The organism is Ruegeria sp. BB9 (assembly GCF_056539345.1).
This window is the reverse complement of sequence record NZ_JBQFUU010000001.1, coordinates 1,399,136-1,417,880: the sequence shown is the minus strand read 5'-3', so window position 1 is coordinate 1,417,880 and position 18,745 is coordinate 1,399,136. Positions and strand designations below refer to the sequence as shown.

The 18,745-nt window shown below is 59.6% G+C and carries 17 protein-coding genes; 8 read left to right on the top strand and 9 right to left on the bottom strand.

Features of this window, described 5'->3' with window-relative positions:
- Positions 1-69: 69 nt before the first annotated feature.
- Both ACR0FC_RS07080 and ACR0FC_RS07075 read right to left on the bottom strand, forming a co-directional pair.
- Entirely contained in the window at positions 70-1,707 is a 1,638-nt protein-coding gene (locus tag ACR0FC_RS07080) for a GMC family oxidoreductase (protein WP_170339252.1), read from the bottom strand.
- A 10-nt stretch (positions 1,708-1,717) separates the two neighbouring features.
- The gene (locus ACR0FC_RS07075; protein ID WP_254437762.1) at positions 1,718-2,818 is read right to left on the bottom strand and encodes a LacI family DNA-binding transcriptional regulator; all 1,101 of its coding nucleotides are present in this window, start codon (positions 2,816-2,818) and stop codon (positions 1,718-1,720) included.
- 167 nt (positions 2,819-2,985) lie between these two features.
- Here ACR0FC_RS07075 and ACR0FC_RS07070 point away from each other — a divergent pair, with 167 nt between their 5' ends.
- The 8 genes from ACR0FC_RS07070 (at position 2,986) to ACR0FC_RS07035 (ending at position 11,950) form a co-directional block, all read left to right on the top strand.
- The gene (locus tag ACR0FC_RS07070) at positions 2,986-4,452 is read left to right on the top strand and encodes an aldehyde dehydrogenase family protein (RefSeq protein ID WP_217358571.1); all 1,467 of its coding nucleotides are present in this window, start codon (positions 2,986-2,988) and stop codon (positions 4,450-4,452) included.
- Positions 4,453-4,507: 55 nt separating this feature from the next.
- Positions 4,508-5,482, top strand: coding sequence for an ABC transporter substrate-binding protein (locus tag ACR0FC_RS07065; RefSeq protein WP_093961695.1), 975 nt, complete (start codon positions 4,508-4,510; stop codon positions 5,480-5,482).
- Positions 5,483-5,549: 67 nt separating this feature from the next.
- A complete protein-coding gene (locus ACR0FC_RS07060; RefSeq protein WP_254437761.1) occupies positions 5,550-7,085 on the top strand; it encodes a sugar ABC transporter ATP-binding protein in 1,536 nt (511 codons plus the stop codon).
- Positions 7,070-8,047, top strand: coding sequence for an ABC transporter permease (locus ACR0FC_RS07055; RefSeq protein WP_170339251.1), 978 nt, complete (start codon positions 7,070-7,072; stop codon positions 8,045-8,047). The genes ACR0FC_RS07060 and ACR0FC_RS07055 overlap by 16 nt, the downstream gene beginning before the upstream one ends.
- A 3-nt stretch (positions 8,048-8,050) precedes the next feature.
- Entirely contained in the window at positions 8,051-9,049 is a 999-nt protein-coding gene (locus ACR0FC_RS07050) for an ABC transporter permease (protein WP_142634806.1), read from the top strand.
- Positions 9,046-10,146: a mandelate racemase/muconate lactonizing enzyme family protein gene (locus ACR0FC_RS07045; protein ID WP_170339249.1), complete on the top strand. Its 1,101-nt coding sequence runs from the start codon at positions 9,046-9,048 to the stop codon at positions 10,144-10,146. The genes ACR0FC_RS07050 and ACR0FC_RS07045 overlap by 4 nt, the downstream gene beginning before the upstream one ends.
- Positions 10,143-11,183 (top strand): zinc-dependent alcohol dehydrogenase, encoded by a 1,041-nt coding sequence (locus ACR0FC_RS07040; protein WP_170339247.1) that lies wholly within the window; start codon positions 10,143-10,145, stop codon positions 11,181-11,183. Before ACR0FC_RS07045 ends, ACR0FC_RS07040 begins: the two co-directional genes overlap by 4 nt.
- Entirely contained in the window at positions 11,180-11,950 is a 771-nt protein-coding gene (locus ACR0FC_RS07035; RefSeq protein WP_170339245.1) for an SDR family oxidoreductase, read from the top strand. The genes ACR0FC_RS07040 and ACR0FC_RS07035 overlap by 4 nt, the downstream gene beginning before the upstream one ends.
- Before the next feature lie 30 nt (positions 11,951-11,980).
- Here ACR0FC_RS07035 and ACR0FC_RS07030 read toward each other — a convergent pair whose 3' ends face one another.
- The 7 genes from ACR0FC_RS07030 to ACR0FC_RS07000 all read right to left on the bottom strand — a co-directional run bounded on the left by ACR0FC_RS07030 (position 11,981) and on the right by ACR0FC_RS07000 (position 18,744).
- Entirely contained in the window at positions 11,981-12,400 is a 420-nt protein-coding gene (locus ACR0FC_RS07030; protein WP_058277404.1) for a secondary thiamine-phosphate synthase enzyme YjbQ, read from the bottom strand.
- Between the two features lie 112 nt (positions 12,401-12,512).
- Positions 12,513-13,376: a sugar phosphate isomerase/epimerase family protein gene (locus ACR0FC_RS07025; protein ID WP_170339243.1), complete on the bottom strand. Its 864-nt coding sequence runs from the start codon at positions 13,374-13,376 to the stop codon at positions 12,513-12,515.
- 11 nt (positions 13,377-13,387) lie between these two features.
- Positions 13,388-14,278, bottom strand: coding sequence for an NAD(P)-dependent oxidoreductase (locus ACR0FC_RS07020; protein ID WP_170339241.1), 891 nt, complete (start codon positions 14,276-14,278; stop codon positions 13,388-13,390).
- A gap of 224 nt (positions 14,279-14,502) precedes the next feature.
- Complete coding sequence (gene uxuA / locus ACR0FC_RS07015) at positions 14,503-15,684, bottom strand: mannonate dehydratase (RefSeq protein ID WP_170339239.1); 1,182 nt, start codon at positions 15,682-15,684, stop codon at positions 14,503-14,505.
- Entirely contained in the window at positions 15,681-16,733 is a 1,053-nt protein-coding gene (locus ACR0FC_RS07010; RefSeq protein ID WP_170339237.1) for a Gfo/Idh/MocA family protein, read from the bottom strand. The genes uxuA and ACR0FC_RS07010 overlap by 4 nt, the downstream gene beginning before the upstream one ends.
- Positions 16,730-17,731: a Gfo/Idh/MocA family protein gene (locus tag ACR0FC_RS07005; protein WP_170339235.1), complete on the bottom strand. Its 1,002-nt coding sequence runs from the start codon at positions 17,729-17,731 to the stop codon at positions 16,730-16,732. The genes ACR0FC_RS07010 and ACR0FC_RS07005 overlap by 4 nt, the downstream gene beginning before the upstream one ends.
- Positions 17,728-18,744, bottom strand: coding sequence for a Gfo/Idh/MocA family protein (locus ACR0FC_RS07000; RefSeq protein WP_170339233.1), 1,017 nt, complete (start codon positions 18,742-18,744; stop codon positions 17,728-17,730). Before ACR0FC_RS07000 ends, ACR0FC_RS07005 begins: the two co-directional genes overlap by 4 nt.
- Position 18,745: the final 1 nt, after the last annotated feature.

The following is an 18,745-nucleotide window of genomic DNA, read 5'->3' as shown; positions in this document are numbered from 1 at the left end:
ACGGGCGGGGCAGGGGGCATATCATTGCGCCGGAAATCGGATCAACCGACAGCGGCCCCGCAGCTTGGGCTAGGAATTGCGGTCCTCGCGTGCTGATCCAATGCCAAGGATCAGGTCAGCACATCGTTCGCCCAGCATCATGGCGGGTGCGTTTGTGTTGCCGGCGTTGATATCCGGCACGGCGGACATGTCGCACACCCGCAAGCTCTCGATCCCACGCACGCGCATTCTGGCGTCCAGCACGGCCATACCGTCGCCGTCCTGGCCCATTTTGGCGGTGCCCGCCGGGTGATAGTTGGTTTTCACGAACCGTTTGCAGTGTGCTCGCAGCGTCTGGTCGTCGTCCGCTGTAGGAATCACGATTTCGCGGATCCTTTGCGCAAGCGGGCCCGAAGTGAATGCCCGGCGAAAGAAACGCTGCCCCCGGATCATCTCCTGCATGTCGTCTTCATGCTTAAGAAGGTTCGGCGAAACCACCGGCATGGCGTCGGGGTCTGCCGAGCGAAGCCGAACCTCACCGCGTGATTTCGGTTTGACCACGACGGTCGTGACGGTCAGGCCAAAGTCATCCTGCACCTCGTCCAGCGCATCGCGATCCAGATAGACGATGGGAACGCAAAAGGCCTGAATGGTTGGTTCTCCATCAGGGTTCGACGGATTGACGAACGCGCCGGCTTCTACCCCGGCCGAAGTCACCGGGCCGCTGCCGAACAGCTTGAACTGAATGCCGTTGCGCAGCATCCGCCAGCCCTCACCTTGTTTGAAATATCCGTAAGGGCCGTTGGCAAAGGCGGTGATCGGAACCTCGGGGTGGTCGATCAGGTTCTGGCCAACCCCGGGCAATGAGCAGACGACGGGAATATCGTGTTCGGCAAGATGTGCATCCGGTCCGATACCCGACAGCATTAGAATTTTCGGCGTGACCAGGGCGCCAGCCGCAAGCACAACCTCACCATCACACCGGACGGTGTGGGACCCGCGTTTGTCGCGATACTGCACGCCGACGGCCCGGTCGCTTTCGATGATGACTTTGCTGACCTTTGCGCCAAGCCGGATGGTCAAATTCGGGTTCGCCTCAAGTGGAGCGAGAAACGCATAGGCTGACGAACTGCGTTTACCGGCGCGATTGGTGAACTGGTAGAACCCGACACCGCGTTGCGTTGCGCCGTTGAAGTCCGTGTTGAATGGTTCGCCAAGGGCCTGCACCGACTGAACGAACCAACGGGACATGTCGTCGATATGCCCCGGATCCGAGACCTGCACCGGACCGTCGCTGCCATGCAGGTCGTTGTGAAGCCTGTTGTTGCCTTCCATCCTGCGGAAATAAGGCAGCACATCGTCCCATCCCCAGCCGACCCCGTCGTTGGTCTGTCGCAGCAGGTCGTCCCACGAATCATAGTCGGAAGGCCGGCCACGCATATAGACCTGCGCATTCACGGACGACCCGCCGCCCAGCACGTTGGCCTGCGGAATGTCATGCACCCGACCGTCCAGGTGGTCCTGCGGTTCGGTCTGGTGGTAGGTCATGAACTTGGACCCGTTGATCATCTTGAAGATACCCGGCGGCATGTCCAGCAGCGGATGGCGATGCGAATGCCCCGCCTCCAGCACCAGAACCCTGCACTTGCCTTTGTTGACCAGCCGCGCTGCTGCCGCGGCGCCGGCCGAGCCGCCGCCGATGACGATGTGATCGAAGGTTTCCGTCATGATTTCGCCTTCAGGTCCGGCGTTTAGGCTCGCTGATCGAGTCACGCTCGACCAGTTCACATTCAAGCTTCACGAGTGGATGCCGCTGACCGTCCGTCGGTCCGTGGAACAGCTGTTCGACGACCCAGCGTCCCATCGCCCGGGTGGGAAGGATCATCGACGTCAGGGGCGGCGACAGGTGTCGCGCGGTTTCGTCATCGTCAAATCCGATGACTGAAATGTCCTCGGGGATGGACAGGCCAAGTTCCTTGAGCGCCTCATAGCAGCCGATGGCCATGCGATCATTCTGGCAGAAAATGGCGGTTGGCGGAGAGGGCAGGTCCATCAATTCCCGTGTGGCAGCATAGCCTGCGCTGGGCAGCCAGTTGCCCTCGATGACCAAATCCTCGTCAAATGGGATGTCGGCGGAAGCCAGGGCGTTTCTGTACCCGGTCGTACGCCCTGCGGCGCATTCCATGAACGGCTCGCCGGTGATGGTGGCAATTCGTTTGTGCCCGGCCTTGATCAGGGCGTTGGTCGCCGTATGTCCGGCAGCGACTTCGCCGGGGATCACCGCAGGAAAAGAGAGGTCGTCGCAGAAGCAGTTCAACAGCAGAACCGGGGTGGCCGTCTGCCTGAGGATCTCCGGCACGACCACCCGCCGCGTGAAAACGGTCGCGTAGATGATGCCTGCAACCTGTTGGTCCAGGAAATACCTCAGCGTTCTGGGCTCGACCTCGGGGTCGTTTTGAGTCTCGGCCAGCAACACAAGATTTCCGGTGTCCCGAACGGCCTGTTTCACGCCGTTGAACGCGTTCACCATTTCGGGGCTCGATGCCAGATCATCCACGACGAAAGCGATGGTTCCGTCCAGCGCCGCGGGCCGGCGCGCGCTGTCCTGGGGTTTCCTGAGTTGAGAGGGCATGGCGTATCCAAGCGTGTTGGCGGCATCCAGGACCCGTTGCTTGGTATCCTCGGAGATCTTGACGGAATCATTCTTGTTGAGAACCAGCGAGACTGTCGTCTGCGAACACCCGGCGACCCGCGCAATGTCGTGCATTGTTACGCGCTGCCGGCCCGCGACTCGTCCTACACCCTTGTGCTGCCCGGCTTCGTTCGCTTGATCGTTCATCGCTCAACCTTTTTTGTTCGCATCCTTTTTATCGCCTATGCGGAGGGCGCGCAACTAATATTAGTAGGTAATAATTAATATTAGTGTTGACGAAATAATATTATTAGTGTTTTGATCGGCGGTGCGGTCGCCAGTGTGGTCTGGCCGAGCAAGTGCGGGAGGCGAAATTGCGGTCTGTAGTGGGGGAGTTGGGTCAAGTCGTTCGTCATTCGATGTTCATCGATGGCCGCTTTGCCGACTTTGACGCGGACGCGGTCGATGTCGAAAACCCTGCAAATGAAGAGATCGTAGCGCAGGTTCCAGATGGTGGTGCCATGCATGCCGATGCAGCGGTCGAGGCGGCCCGCCGGGCTTTTGGCGCGTGGTCTGCGCGCCCGGCGATCGAGCGGGCGCAAATGGTCCGAAAGCTCGCCGAGGCCATTCGGGTCGACGCCGCGCGTCTGGCTGCTTTGATCACAGCCGAGCAGGGCAAGCCGATCTCGCAAGCCCGAGGTGAAGTGGATGCCGCCGTCACCTTTCTTTGCCATGCAGCTGAAGAGGCCCGGCGGATTTCGGGTGACATAGTGGCCTCGGACAACAGGTCCGAAGAAATCCAGATACGACGCCATCCCTATGGTGTTGTCGTTGCGCTGACGGCCTGGAACTATCCCTTGGCATTGGCCGCCAGGAAAATCGGGCCAGCGCTGGTCGCGGGCAACACCATTGTTTTGTTGGGGCATGAAATCACGCCGCTGTCGGGTCTTGCGGTTGCCGAGCTTGCGGACAAGGTCGGCTTTCCGCCCGGTGTTCTGAATGTTCTTACGGGGAAAGGGCCGGTGGTTGGGCAGCGGCTGGTCGAACACCCCGATACGTCGCTGATCACGATGACCGGCAGTACGCGCGCCGGGAAAGAGATTTTTCGCTCAGCGGCCGACCGAATCAAGGTTGTCCGGCTCGAGCTTGGGGGCAAGGCTCCGTTCATCGTGATGGAGGATGCGGATGTTGACGCCGCCGTTTCGGCCGCCATTGCCGCCCGGTTTGCCAATTGCGGCCAGATCTGCACCTGCAACGAGCGTATGTATCTGCATCGCGGCATTGCAGACCAATTCTTGGAAAAATTCGTGTCAGCAGCCCGCGCTTTGTCGATCGGGGATCCGATGGAGGACTGCGACTTGGGGCCCAAAGTCAGCAAGGTCGAAGTGACCAAGGTCGCCGAAATCATCCAACGCAGCATCGCAGAGGGTGCCACGGTGCATCTCGAAGGTGGGCCTTTGACGGACGGCGCGCATGGCAAAGGGCACTGGATGTCCCCGACCGTTCTCGAGGTCTACGACAACGGCAATGCCGCGATGCAAGAGGAGGTCTTTGGCCCCGTAGCAACAGCCATGCGAGTCGATGATTTTGATCAGGCGATAGCCTTTGCGAATGACACGTCATTCGGGCTGTCCGCCTATCTCTTTACGGCATCGCACCGCAGATTGATGGAGGCCCCGAGCCGTTTGAAGTTCGGCGAACTGTACTTGAACCGTTCGAATGGCGAGGCCGTGCAGGGGTTTCACACTGGTTGGGGGCTGTCCGGGGTTGGGGGCGAAGACGGCGCCTATGGCTTCGATGGCTATCTGAGGAAACAGACGACTTACATGAATTGGGCATGACCTGAAAACTCGCGGTCAAAACGGAGGCGACCGCACCAATGGAGGAGGAATAACCATGAAACGCAGAACCCTTTTGATCTCGACGGTTGTCGCAGGTGCGCTGTTGGGCACCACGGCGATGGCGCAGGATCTGCCGCCGCTTGAGCAGAAAGATCGCTACAAGGTCGGCTTTGCACAGATGGAGTCGAACAATCCCTGGCGTATTGCCGAGACGAAATCGTTCCATGACACGGCCGAGGCCTGCGGCTGGGATCTTATCGCGACGGATGCGGCGGGATCTGCGGCCAAGCAGGTTGCGGATGTGGACAGCATGATCGCCCAAGGCATCGACGTCCTGTTCCTGCCACCGCGGGAAGAAAAGCCGCTGATCCCGGCCGTTATGAAGGCCCGTGCCGCCGGCATTCCGACCTTTCTGGTGGACCGCTCGGTTGATCCAGCCGTCGCCAAGCCGGGCGAACATTTCGTGGCCTTCCTGGGATCGGACTTCATTGATCAGGGCAACCGGGCCGCGCAATGGCTGATGGAGAATTTCGAGGGCGACAAAGGCATCATCGTCCAGTTGGAAGGCACGACAGGGTCCTCGCCTGCAAATGACCGCAAAAAGGGCTTCGACGACGCGATCGCAGCGGATGACCGCTTTGAGATCGTGGCCTCTCAGACCGGGGACTTTGCACGCGACCTGGGTCGTCAGGTGATGGAAACCCTGCTGCAGGCGCATCCTGACGTGAACGTGGTCTACGCCCACAATGACGAGATGGCGATTGGCGCGATCCAGGCTCTGGAACTGGCCGGCCGCAAGCCCGGCGAGGACGTGACCATCGTGTCGATCGACGGGACACGCGATGCGCTTCAGGCCATCATCGACGGCAAGATGGGCGTCACGGTCGAAAGCTCGCCCTTCTTCGGCCCACTGGCCTGTGAAGTCATGAAGAAATACGCGGCTGGCGAGACGATCCCGGAATGGGTGAAAGTCGAAGATCGCATCTTTACCAAGGACAACGCGGCCGATCACATCGACGAAGCCTATTGATTCTCCCTGGTGGGTGGTGCTGGCCTGTGGTCGGCGCCGCCTGCAAGCAATCGGAGGAAGACATCTCATGAATGCGCTCGTCTCGATGTCGGGAATTGAAAAGTCCTTTGCCGGCGTACCGGCACTCAGCCAGGCCAGCCTGGAGATCGCACCGGGCGAGGTTCATGCGCTGATCGGTCAGAACGGTGCCGGCAAATCGACGATGATCAAGGTCCTGACCGGAGTTTACGACCGGGATGCCGGAGACGTCCATCTGGCGGGTGTGCCGAGCCGCATCTCCACTCCGCGCGAAGCGCAGGAATCCGGAATTGCCACGATCTATCAAGAGCTCAACCTGGTGCCGCTGCGGTCAGTGACCGAGAACATCATCATGGGGTACGAGCCCAAACGTCTTGGCTTTCTCGTCGACTGGCGCGAAGGCAACAGGCGCGCACGCGAGGTTCTTGCGCGCTTTGGCATAGATATCGACGTGACCGAGCCGCTGGGAAATTTCTCGACCGCGATCCAGCAGTTGGTTGCGATTGCGCGGGCTGTTTCATTGGACGCAAAGCTGGTCATCATGGACGAACCCACCTCGTCATTGGATGCCAGCGAGGTCGAGGTTCTGTTCGGTGTGGTGCGCGAGTTAAAGAAACAGGGCGTTTCCGTTCTCTATGTGTCGCATTTTCTCGATGAGTTGTTCCAGATCTGCGACCGGGTCACAACGATGCGAGACGGGCGTACCGTCAGCACGCGCAACGTGCAGGACACGACCAAACTGGAAATGATCGCGGACATGCTGGGCCGCAACAAGGACGAGATCGCGGCAGACGGGCTCACGGACTTCGCCGGCGCCAAGGCCAAGAAAGGCGATATCGTTTTGCGGGCCGACTCTGTTTCGACAGGCCCGCGACTGACGCATTTCGACCTCACGCTCCACCGCGGGGAGATCGTTGGGCTGGGCGGGCTTCTGGGCTCTGGCCGGACAGAGGCTGCGCGCGCGTTGTTCGGAGTGGATAGTGCACGCGGCGGCGTAATCGAGCTGCACGGTGCGGTCGGGCAACCGTCCGGACCGGGCGACGCGATCGCAAACGGGGTTGGCTTTCTGACCGAAGATCGCAAGGCTGAAGGGATCATTCCTGACATGTCCGTGCGCGAGAATATGACGCTGGCCCTGCTGCCGAAACTGGCCAGCCGTGGTCAGATCGACTTTGCCCGCGAGCGCGAGATCGTTCAGGCCTTCATTGACGATCTGGGCATCAAGGCGGCGCATATGGACCAACCCATTCGCGAGTTGTCCGGCGGCAACCAGCAAAAGGTACTGCTCGCCCGTTGGCTGGCGACGCAGCCAGACATCCTGATACTGGACGAACCGACCCGAGGCGTAGATGTCGGCGCCAAGCGAGAGATCCAATCGTTCATTCGGTCTTATGTCGAGAAAGGATTTGGCGTCGTCCTCATCAGTTCGGAATTCGAAGAACTGGTGGAAGGCGCCGACCGCATCGTGGTCATGCACGAAGGGCGCTCTGTCAAGGAACTGACCAACCCCGGGATTACCGAGAACATACTGGTGCGCGCGCTTGCGCATCATGAAGAAGGAACTGGTTCATGGACCGCGCAATGAAGTTGCCGCAACGGGTCGCATCGATGCCCTTCCGCTTTCATGGCGGCATCGCCGCGTTGGTCGCCCTGCTGGTGTTCAACGCGTTTTTCACCCCCAATTTCCTGCAGCTGCAGACCCTGTTCGTGAATATCAGCCAGGTTGCCACGATCGCCATCGTGGCCATGGGTATGACGCTGGTCATCGCCACGGGTGGAATTGATCTGTCGGTTGGCGCTGTCATGGCTCTGGCGGGGGCGTTGGCCCCGCTGATCTTTCTGTCGGATCTGGGCGCCGCCAATCCGGTGCTTGGCGTCATTTTGGCCATTGTCCTGCCACTGTTCGTCGCGGGTTTATGCGGGGTATTCAACGGCGTGATGGTTGCCGTGTTGAACGTGCAGCCCATTATTGCGACGCTCATTCTATTTATCTCGGGTCGCGGTATTGCCCAGGTTTTGACGAATGGCAACCTGCAGACATTTTCAAACCCTTCATTCAGTTATCTTGGAACCGGCAAGGTGCTTGGCTTGCCGTTCCAGGGTTGGCTGGCGCTGGCCATTGCCTGTGTGCTGTTCTGGGTTATCACCAGAACCACTTGGGGCCGCTACCTGCTGGCGATCGGCGGCAATGAACGCGCGGCCTATCTGGCGGGTGGTCCCGTTCGGCGGGTCAAGATCGGGGCCTATGTCATCTGCGCGGTGCTTGCGGGCTTGGCAGGTCTGATCGTGGTTGCGATCAACTCGGCCTCGGACGCCGCGCGCAACGGCAATCTGATGGAGCTTGACGCCATCGCGGCCGCTGTCGTTGGCGGGGCTCTTTTACAAGGCGGACGGGCGCCGATCTTTGGTGCCATACTGGGAGCCGTGATCATCCAGCTGGTCAAATATACATTGCTGGCCAACGGGGTAGAGGACGAAGTTGCACTGATCGCCAAAGCGGTCATTATTATCCTGGCCGTCTGGGTCCAGCAGTTCCGGAGGGCTTGATCGATGTTGGATGAAACGGCTTTTGACCTGCGAAAGTACCTGCGGCGCAATTCGGCCTCGGTGACGGTGTGGATCGCACTGCTGGCTTTGATCCTGTTTGGGTTGATGCGCTATGACAACTTTGGCAGCGCCTACAATTTCTCGTCTTTCCTGAATTACAACGCGATGTTCATCGCGATCGCGCTGGGCATGTGTTTCGTGATCATGACCGGCGGGATTGATCTGTCGGTTGGATCCGTTGCGGCCTTTACGTCGGTTGTTGCGGCCTATCTCAGCCCATACGGGATTCAGGTTGCGCTGCCGGGGGCCGTGCTTGCCGGGGTGGGCTTCGGAGCGATCAACGCCTTTTGCATCATCATCCTTCGGATTCCGCCCTTCATCGCCACACTGGCGACCATGCTTGCCGCAAAAGGCGGCGCATTGGTGATTTCGGGCGCCCAGACAATTTCGGTTGATTGGGGGTCGAACTTTACCAAGCTTGGCATGGGGCAGGCGTTTGGTCTGTTTCCATGGGCAATCGTCATAGTGGCCGGACTGACGCTGGTCCTGTGGCTGGTGCTGGAAAGAACAACCATCGGGCGGACCGTCTTGGCGATCGGTGGCAGCGAGGATGCCTCGAACCTCATGGGTCTGAAGGTGAATCGCGCCAAGGCTTTCGTCTACCTGCTTTCGGGCGGCTGCGCAGGGCTGGCTGGCGTCTTTCTGGCCTCGGGCTTTGGAGCCGGACAACCCCTTGAGGGCATCGGATGGGAATTGTCGGCCATCGCATCCGTCGTTGTGGGCGGCACTCTGTTGACGGGTGGAATGGGGTCGATCCCCGCGACGGTGGCCGGCGCGCTGCTGCTGGGGCTGGTCTTCAACGTTCTGAACTTTGAAAACGGTCAGGGGACCATCAGTTTCAGCGCCTATTGGCAGATGGTCATACGTGGAGGCTTTCTTTTTGTGGTCATCCTTTTACAGTCTCGGGTTATTGCCAGGCAGCAGAAGGTCTTGGGTTCGTGAATCGCATAGAAAGTGTTTCAGCGCGGCTGTTCAACGTCCCGCTCGCCGAAGTCCTGGTCGATGCCAAACATGGGGATCACACGTTCTTTCAATTGATCACTGTCACCATCCAAACGTCGGATGGGGTTGAGGGGGTTGGGTATACCTATACGGGCGGCAAGGGCGGTCATGCCATCTTGGCGATGATCCAGCATGATCTAGCGCCTTTCCTGGTTGGACAAGACGCCGAACAGATCGAAAGCCTGTACGATGCCATGCAGTGGCATGTCCACTACGTCGCACGGGGTGGGATAGCCTCGTTCGCCATCTCCGCCGTGGATATTGCCCTTTGGGACATTCGTGGCAGAGCGCAGAATGCACCGCTGTGGCAAATGGCGGGCGGAGCGTCCAGACGGTGCAAGGCCTACGCCGGCGGGATCGACCTGAATTTCTCGTTGGAGAAACTGCTGCGCCAGACCGAAGGCTACCTTGCGCGTGGGTTCAACGCGGTCAAGATCAAGGTTGGGCAACCGGATCTTGCCGACGATCTTGCACGTGCCCGGGCAGTGCGCGAGATGCTGGGACCGGACCGGTTCTTCATGGTCGACGCGAACTACTCCATGAGCGTCGAGCAGGCCATCGTAGCAGCCCGAGGGTTCGCCGACTGCGATATCCTGTGGTTCGAGGAGCCGACAATTCCAGACGATTACAAAGGCTATGGCCGAATTGCCGAAGCCACGGGCGTTCCCCTTGCCATGGGTGAAAACCTGCACACGATTCACGAATTCGAGTATGCCTTCGATGACGCCAAGCTGAGTTTCATCCAGCCCGATGCCTCAAACTGTGGCGGCATTACCGGCTGGTTGCGCGTGGCCGCGCTAAGCGCCCAGCACGGCATTCCGGTTTGTAGCCATGGTATGCAGGAGCTGCACGTCAGCCTTGTTTCGGCGCAACCCAATTCGGGTTGGCTGGAAGTACACTCATTCCCGATAGACCAGTACACGACCCGTCCGCTTGTCGTGGAAGACTACCTGGCCGTGGCCCCGGATACGCCGGGGACCGGAGTGGAATTCGACTGGGACAAACTGAATGCGGAACACAGGGAGATGCATACATGACGACCCAGACGATCTCTGCGGCGTACTACCGGGGCAACAAGAGCTTTGCTGTGGAACAGGCCCAGGCGACGGCTCCGGGCGCTGGCGAGGCCGCCATTCGCGTTGCGTATTGCGGGATATGCGGGACGGATATGCATGTCTACCACGGCAACATGGATGCCCGTGTCGGCCTGAACCGGGTAATCGGGCACGAGATGTCCGGTGTCGTCGAAGCGGTGGGCGCGGGCGTCGATACGGTAAAACCCGGCCAGAAGGTCGTCGTCCGACCGCTTGATCACTGCGGCGAATGCCCGGCCTGCAAACGGGGGCATCAGCATATCTGCCAGAACCTTAAGTTTCTCGGCCTCGATACCGATGGTGCCATGCAAGAGATCTGGACCGTTCCGGCCCACACCTTGCACGTTCTGCCGGATGACTTGCGCATGGATCACGCGGCGCTGATCGAGCCGGTCGCCGTTGCTTGCCACGATGTGCGGCTGTCTGGACTGCAGCCTGGCGAGGACGTCGTCGTCATCGGCGGTGGCCCGATCGGCATCCTGGTTGCCATGGTTGCGCGGGACGCGGGCGGAAACGTCGTGATTTCCGAAGTGAATCCGAACCGTCTGGCGATCGCAGAAAAACTTGGCTTTGATACGATCAACCCAACCGAGACTGATCTGGTGTCCACAATCAACGCGCGCACGGGCGACAAAGGGGCGGATGTGGTTTTCGAGGTATCGGGAACGCAGCCCGGTGTTGATGCGATGACCGCCGTTGCCGCGACGCGGGCCCGGATCGTGATGGTCGCGATTCATGCTCAAAAGCCCCAGATCGACCTGTTCCAATTCTTCTGGCGAGAGCTGCAACTGATCGGTGCTCGGGTCTATGAGCCGGAGGACTACGAGAAGGCGATCGCAGTTGTCGCCTCGGGCGGAGTGGACGCGGATGTCGTGATCACTGATGTCAACCCTCTGGCAGACATTCAGGCCGCGTTCGAAGCACTGGATCGCAGCCCAACCGCAATGAAAAGCCTGATCGAAGTAGGACCGCGTTCATGAGTGTTTTGCAAAGTTTCGACCTGACGGGAAAAACGGCCCTTGTGACCGGGTGCAAACGCGGGATCGGGCGCGGCATGGCCGAGGCATTGGCATCGGCCGGAGCTGATATCATCGGAGTGTCGGCCTCGCTTGAACTGTCCGGGTCAGAGGTCGAAAAAGCCGTCACGGCGATGGGGCGCAGTTTCCGGGCTTACCAATGCGACTTCTCGGACCGCTCCGCGCTGCACGGGTTCATTGATCAGTTGAGAGCCGACGGACAAACTCCTGATATCCTTGTCAACAATGCCGGTACGATCAAACGCAAGCCAGCCGCCGAACACCCGGACGACTGGTGGGACGAAGTGATTGAGGTCAACCTGTCCTCGCAGTTCGTTCTGTCCCGTGAGATCGGCAAGGACATGCTGGCGCGCGGCTCGGGCAAGATCATCTTCACCGCATCGCTGCTGACGTTTCAGGGCGGCATCACCGTTCCCGGATATGCGGCCTCGAAAGGTGGTATCGGACAGCTGACCAAGGCCCTTTCCAATGAGTGGGCCGGGCAGGGTGTGAACGTGAATGCAATCGCCCCCGGCTACATCGCAACCGACAACACCCAAGCCCTGCAGGACGATCCGGTTCGGTCGAAGTCGATCCTGGAACGAACACCCCAGGGCCGTTGGGGTACGCCAGGTGATTTTGCTGGACCTGTAGTCTTTCTGGCTTCTGCAGCGTCGGACTTCGTCAACGGTGAAATCCTTGTAGTCGACGGGGGCTGGATGGGGCGTTAGCACTGCCAACGCTCCATGTCATCCAAGGCATCACGTCCCGATGTAGTGCACCTTCAATCGGCGTGCATTGGGTGCTTCCCGATGTTCGAACAGGTACAGGCTTTGTACGCGACCCAGCGGAAGCTGCCCCTGTTCGACCGGGATCGATACCTGAGTTTGCGTCAACAGCGCCCGCAGATGCGATGGAGCGTTGTCGTCCTCGGTCGGGCGGTGGTGATACTTGCCTGGTGACTTGGGTACGAGTTTCTCGAAGAACGTCTCGATATCCTTGAGCACTTCGGGATCGGCATTGGCCTGCACCAACAGCGCGGCACCGGTGTGGGCGCACCAAAGGGTCAGCAAGCCCGAGACAAATTCGTGTTCGAACACCGCACGCTGAACGATCCCGCTGATGTCGATGAGGGATTTGCCCGGCGTTTCAATGGACAGGTCAAAAAACTGTTGTTTCATCCAGCAGGCCCTTTCCTTGATTTCACGCGAACGCGCCCAGCTTTCTACATCTCACTTGGCATTCAGCAATGGGGGTCAAACTTTTGATTTTGAACGCATATTGACTGCATTTTCATGCAAACAGGCTTTTAAACTGGTCCACACACAGACGAAAACCATCTTCGAAGTTCCCGTTGCCGGGTTGATAAACGCTTTCGAAAGAAATGACGCCATCATAGCCGTCGGATCTGAGCGCGTCCGCGATGGGTTGGAACAAAGGCGCAAGCTGACCTTCCCCCATGCGGCGCACTTCCAGCGTTGCCCTCGGCGTGTCGACCTTTACGTCCTTGATGTGAATGTGCCCCAGATAGCCGCCGCGCAGTTCTTCGTAACCGTCCGGGTATGCCAGTTCATGGCACCAGCAGTTGTTTCCGGGGTCCCAAAGTACCTTCAACGCATCCTTTGCATCCAACTCGTCAATCAGCTTGCGGGCGGTATAGTTGGAATTGACCAGCGTGCCGTTTCCGGTTTCCACGACAAGCGTCACGCCCTCAGCCCTGGCCAGTTCAACCGCCGGCGCGATCAGCGGCGGCATCGAGTCCCATACCCCATGCGCCACGTTCCACTTCTCGGCGCCGTTTTTTCCCCAGAGTATCTGCTCTTTTCGTTGGGTCATGATCCGAACCAGCGGAGACCCCACGACATGCGCCATGTCGATCACGCGTTTCAAGGCGTCCATATGCCGAGTGTGCAGGTCGTCGCCGGGCCTGTTGGCAGCTGTCATCCCCGCAAAGATATGGCGCGACAGACACGACACAGGCTTGCCCCGGTCGCGCAAAAGCGCGTCGATCTCGGCAATTTCCTGCGGGGAATGGTCTCCGACCTCTGAATCGCCAACGAATTGAAGCTCTGCATAGTCCAGACCGAATTCGTCCATTACGTCCACGGCATGCCGCAGATCGCGGGAAATGCCGTCGCAAATTACACCTAATTTCATGTCCGGTCCCCTCAGCGATGCAATTCTGCGCCAACGATCTCTTCGATGACGCGAGTACACACCCAGTTGTCGCCATTCGGGTACTTGGTTTTTCCGGCGTGAAAGATCTGCATAGCGGATGATGCTGTGTGCATGGGAACGCCCAACGCACCGGCCAGTGCCAGAGAGATCGTCAGGTCCTTGTGCATCGTTGCGATATGGCTGCCAGTAGCCTCGAACTTGCGATCAATGATGTTTTCAAGGGCGGTATTCACAACACCACATCCCGCGCTAGACGATGAGAACACGTCAAGCAATGCTTGACCGCTGACACCGGCTTTGGCCGCCAGGGCCGCAGCCTCGAATGTGGCGGAAAAGATCGATCCGATCAGGGATTGCAGGCAGGCTTTCACGGTTTGCCCGTCACCGGCGTTTTCTCCGACCCGGTGAATGGTTGCCGACACTGCCTGCATGACTTCGGCGTTTTGGTTCAGCACATCCGCAGCACCGGCAGCCATCATTGTCAAAGTGCCGTTCTGCGCGCCGGGAAACCCACCCGAGACCGGGGTGTCGATCAGGTGGATGCCCGAACCCTCCATGTCTTGTCCGATAGCGCTCGCTTCAGCCGGAGTAATGGTCGCCGACAGGATGACCGTTCCGCCTTTGGCCATGTTCGCAACCAGTCCGTCTTCACCCAGAATGACATCGCGGGCCTGATCTCCGTTCATCACCATGACAAACACGCTGGCGGCGTGACGGCCGACCTGTCCCACGCTGTCCTTGACCAGGCCGCCCATGTCGGAAAATGCGGTCATGCGTGTCTCGCTCAGGTCGAAACCGGATGTTTCAAAGCCATTCTTGATCAGGTTCTTGGCAAGGCCGCTGCCCATGTCGCCAAGACCGATTACACCTGCTGTTTTCATTTGGACTCCTCCCGTTCTTCCGTCTTTGCCGTCTGGCAGACGTTTCGAAAAATGATGCCTCAAGGCATCGGTTTTCGCGGGAGTTTCACGCGTCTTGAACAGACGTCGGGCGAGTCCGGAAGACACCCCGCTGCCCGTTTACGTACCGTAAGTAAACGAAGATTGCGGCACACAGGCAAGCAAAGAAGTGTTACTGGCGGAAAGAAACTGCCTGATCTGACGTGTCAGGAAAACGCCGCCATGATGCCGCGCAGTTCCGCCAACCCGCGCATGCGTCCGATCAGCGGATAGCCGGGAGTGCTGTGTCCGCCCAGATCGCTCAGCAGCTCTTGTCCGTGATCGGGTCGCATCGGAATTTGCCAGTCTCTACGTCCTTGAGATTTGCGGCGGCGTTGTTCGTTCATCAGCTCGCGAATGGTGCCGACCATGTCGGTGTCGCCCTCCAGATGCGGAGCCTCATAGAAATCCGGCTTCTGTCTGTCCGACCCCGCGATGCGTCGGGTGTTTCGCAAGTGAACAAAGTGAATCCGGTCGCCATGCCGGCGCACGAACTCCGGCCCATCGAATTCGGAGGAAACACCCAGCGATCCGGTACACAAGGTTGCACCGTTCGCGGGCATATCAACCGCATCCAGTACGGTGCCGTAGTCCTCGGAACTGGACATGATCCGCGGCAGACCGAGCAACGAGAAGGGCGGATCATCGGGATGACAGCACAAGCGCACCCCCAATTCTTGGGCTATCGGGGCGACCTCAGACAGGAAGTCGATGAGGTTTGCGCGCAGCCGGTCACGGTCTATCTCAGCATATGTCTGCAGCAAGCCGCGCACGTCCTCTACGCTCCACTGATCGTTGGCGCCGGGCAGCCCCGCGGTGACATTGTGCTGCAACTGGGCCTTGGAGACATCCGACATGCGCATGAAGCGATCCTTGGCCGCTTGGCGGACGTCGCCGGAATAGTCTTCGGACGCGCCCGGACGTTCGAGAATATGTATGTCGAAAACTGCAAAATCGGTCAGATCGAACAGCATGGCCGTTCCGCCATGCGGCTGTGGGGCACGAAGGGCGGTGCGCGTCCAATCCAGGATCGGCATGAAGTTGTAGCAAACAACTTTGACGCCACGGACGGAGAGGGCCCTGAGGCTGGACTTGTACGCCTGCAGATGCTCGGCCATGTCTGCCGACTGCGTCTTGATCGCCTCGGAGACTGGCAGGCTTTCGACAACGTCCCAACTGTACCCGGCCGCGGCCATAACGGCCTGCCGGTCGGCGATGCTCTGTTCATCCCAAGGCTGTCCCGGCGGGATGTGATGCAGCGCGGTGACGATGCCCTGAACCCCGACTTGATGGAGATCGGCCAGGGCGATCGGATCCTCGGGTCCGAACCAACGCCAGCATTGTTTCATGGCAGCCATCCTTCATACAGCGGGTGATCGGGCATGATGGGAAGGGCAACGCGCTGCCCGGTGCGCGCCGCGTGATAAATCGCCGTCACAAGGCCGATGGACGCAGCGCCATCTTTCAGCGTAACGGCCGAATTTGCCTCGGACCGCAGCGCTTTGCCGACTTCGGCAAAAAACCCTTCGAACCCCGTTGGCTCGGCAGCGGCAGCGGCGAGAGCCGCGTCGATAGCGGCTTGATCCGCCGGGTCCCGCGCGACGAATGACCAGGGCGTTTGACCCGGGGCATAGGGTTCGGTGCCAGAGGTGGCGGTCAATTTTTCAAAGACGAACCGCAGGCGGGTTTCATCCGTGGCAGCGCCCAAGGTGATGTTGCTTGTGCACAAGGCTCCGGAAGCCATGCCAAAGCAGATTGCGGCACAGTCTTCGGTCTCGATCGGGTTGACCCGCGTTGTGGTCATTGCAGACACCCAGGCGATATCGCCCGCGATATGTGTCAGCAGATCATGGTTGTGGATGGCATGGCCCAGCACTGCGCCGCCGCGTTCGCCGGCCCAAGTTCCCCGCCACGGCACCGCGTAATAGTCCGCCCCTCGGGACCAATGGGTTTCAAGCGCTGCAGTTTGGACCGCTCCGGTCAGGCCTGCGCGCTGCAGGTGGCGCAGTTGGGCCAGTGATGGGCCCCACCGGTATTGAAAAACCGGAAACACATGCTTGCCCGCGTTGCGTTCGACTGCCGTGATCCGATCCACATCCCGCATCGAGGTCGCAAGAGGCTTTTCGCAGACAACGTGTTTTCCTGCGGCCAGTGCCGCAAGCGTGGTTGGTACATGCAGATGCGGCGGCAGGCAGATGTCGATGACATCAATCGCCGAATCATCCAGAGCATCCTGAATGTTGGTCAATGCTCGAAAACCCGAGTTCTGCCGTATTTGTTCGATCCGGTCCGTGTTCTGGTCGACCACGGCGGCTACGCGAAAGGTGCCGTCTAGTTGTTCCAAAGCGTCCAGATGTTGCGCACCGATACCTGCGCCGAGGATCGCAACGTTGATCATCTGCGTTCCGCCATTTCCTGCGCGCGCAGTGCCAGTTCCATGACTGTAAAGCAGTGGGTCTGCGTCATTGCGGTTTGGGTCCGGTTGCGAATGTCATCGGCCAGGCGCGCAAAGTAGGGGAGGCCGGCGTCGGATGCGTCGGTCTTTTGGCAGGTTTCTCCGTTGACGAGGATCAGATGATCTGTCCCCGTGGCTCCCCCCACGTCAGCGTATTTCCGCAACTCGATATAGCCTTCGGTGCCCAGGATCGTCAGACGACCATCTCCCCAGTTTGGCAGGGCATCTGGCGTGAACCAGTCAACCCGGATGTACCCGGTGCCATTCTCGCCGCGCAGATTGACCTCGCCGAAATCCTGCAATCCGGGATCCTTCGGGTTTGCGTAGTTCGCCACATAGGCGTTCGTGATTTCTGCGCTTTTTGAACCTGTGTAATGCAGGAACTGATCGATCTGATGTGAGGCGATGTCGGTCAGAATGCCGCCATAGCGGTCACGCCGGAAGAACCATTCCGGCCGGGTTGCCCGGTTCAATCGGTGCGGGCCAAGTCCGACCGTCTGGACCACGCGCCCGATGGCACCGGCCTCGACCAACTCGGTGGCCTGGGTGCTGACGGGCGTTTCGAACCGTTCCGAAAAATTCACCGACCAGATCCGACCGGTGTCTGCGACCGCTCTTTTGATCTGGTCGAGTTGCTCGAACGTCGTGCAGCCCGGCTTGTCGCTCATGACATCCATGCCGTTCTGCATGGCGCGGACCGCCAACGCGGCCCTATCTGCCGGTATCGCTGAAATCAGCGCCAGATCCGCCCCGCAGGTCAGGGCGTCTTCCAGTCGGGCCAGCCGCGGAATATCGGGAAACCTTTTGACGTAGCCCGCCAGCGTCTCCGGATCGCCCTGTGTCCAATAGCCTACGCAGTCTACGCCGATTTTGCGCATGTTTTCCGTCATGCCATAGATATGGCGGTGGTCCAGGCCAAGGGCGACGCAGGTCAGGCTCATGAGATGACTCGTGTTTTCTGGCCGGTTCGATTGGCGATCTGCATCGCGTCGATGACGGCGTGGGTCAAAAGGGCACTGCGTCCTGTGGCCATAGGTTGCGTTCCACTGGAAACGGCCTTCGCGAAGTCCTCGATGACCGCTTGGTGCCAGGCATGTGTGAACGCCATGGGATCGGCCCCTCCGCCTGTGGCGGCGGTTTCGCCGACCGTGGATTTCCGGCCGTCGAGAGTGGTCAAGGTCAGGACACCTGACTCCAGATGCGCTTTGGCGCGCGTGCCCTGGATCGTGATGGACTCAGCAGCCCCGGGATATTCGGCGGTAGTTGCCATCAACGTTCCCACCGCGCCGTTGTCCATTTCAAAGACTGCACCCGCCCAATCCTCGGCCTCGAGATCGTGTAGTGGAGTTTTTCTCATCACGGCCTGAATGTCCGAGATCGGCCCCAGTAGCCACATCGCAAGGTCAAGCGTGTGGATCGCCTGCGAGATCATGACGCCGCCTCCGTCACGTGCATAAGTGCCGCGACCCGGTTCGTCATAGTAGCTCTGATCGCGCCACCAGGGGACACGGATCTCCACCGTGGCGATCGTGCCCAGTTCCCCCTGTTCGATGGCCGATTTCAGCGCCTGCGAGGCGGCGCGGGCGCGGTGCTGAAAAACGATGCCCAGCGGTACGCCAGACACCTCGCACTGCTCGACAATGGCTTTCGCGGCGCCCAGCGTTCTTTCAATGGGCTTTTCCATCAGGATCGGCTTCGAAGCGGTCGAAAGAATCTGTACCAACTCTGTGCGCTGATCGGGCGGGGTTGCGATGATCGCAAAGTCGACCTTTGGGTCGTTTGCGATTTCCTCGACCGAGCCGAATGCGCGGGTATCGTTTCGCCGCGCGAACTCAGCTGTTTTTTCAAGATTGCGCCCGAGGACTCCGGCAAGACTGAGGCCTTGATCCGATGCCCGAATGGCGGCGACATGCGTGCCAGAAACCATCCCCAAACCAATCAGCGCAATATTCATT

Excerpts from the sequence above, each read along its gene's own strand:
- ACR0FC_RS07080 (WP_170339252.1), bottom strand. The coding sequence starts at position 1,707 with ATGACGGAAACCTTCGATCACATCGTCATCGGCGGCGGCTCGGCCGGC.
- ACR0FC_RS07075 (WP_254437762.1), bottom strand. The coding sequence starts at position 2,818 with ATGAACGATCAAGCGAACGAAGCCGGGCAGCACAAGGGTGTAGGACGA.
- ACR0FC_RS07065 (WP_093961695.1), top strand. The coding sequence starts at position 4,508 with ATGAAACGCAGAACCCTTTTGATCTCGACGGTTGTCGCAGGTGCGCTG.
- ACR0FC_RS07060 (WP_254437761.1), top strand. The coding sequence starts at position 5,550 with ATGAATGCGCTCGTCTCGATGTCGGGAATTGAAAAGTCCTTTGCCGGC.
- ACR0FC_RS07055 (WP_170339251.1), top strand. The coding sequence starts at position 7,070 with ATGGACCGCGCAATGAAGTTGCCGCAACGGGTCGCATCGATGCCCTTC.
- ACR0FC_RS07050 (WP_142634806.1), top strand. The coding sequence starts at position 8,051 with ATGTTGGATGAAACGGCTTTTGACCTGCGAAAGTACCTGCGGCGCAAT.
- ACR0FC_RS07040 (WP_170339247.1), top strand. The coding sequence starts at position 10,143 with ATGACGACCCAGACGATCTCTGCGGCGTACTACCGGGGCAACAAGAGC.
- ACR0FC_RS07035 (WP_170339245.1), top strand. The coding sequence starts at position 11,180 with ATGAGTGTTTTGCAAAGTTTCGACCTGACGGGAAAAACGGCCCTTGTG.
- ACR0FC_RS07030 (WP_058277404.1), bottom strand. The coding sequence starts at position 12,400 with ATGAAACAACAGTTTTTTGACCTGTCCATTGAAACGCCGGGCAAATCC.
- ACR0FC_RS07025 (WP_170339243.1), bottom strand. The coding sequence starts at position 13,376 with ATGAAATTAGGTGTAATTTGCGACGGCATTTCCCGCGATCTGCGGCAT.
- ACR0FC_RS07020 (WP_170339241.1), bottom strand. The coding sequence starts at position 14,278 with ATGAAAACAGCAGGTGTAATCGGTCTTGGCGACATGGGCAGCGGCCTT.
- uxuA (WP_170339239.1), bottom strand. The coding sequence starts at position 15,684 with ATGAAACAATGCTGGCGTTGGTTCGGACCCGAGGATCCGATCGCCCTG.
- ACR0FC_RS07010 (WP_170339237.1), bottom strand. The coding sequence starts at position 16,733 with ATGATCAACGTTGCGATCCTCGGCGCAGGTATCGGTGCGCAACATCTG.
- ACR0FC_RS07005 (WP_170339235.1), bottom strand. The coding sequence starts at position 17,731 with ATGAGCCTGACCTGCGTCGCCCTTGGCCTGGACCACCGCCATATCTAT.
- ACR0FC_RS07000 (WP_170339233.1), bottom strand. The coding sequence starts at position 18,744 with ATGAATATTGCGCTGATTGGTTTGGGGATGGTTTCTGGCACGCATGTC.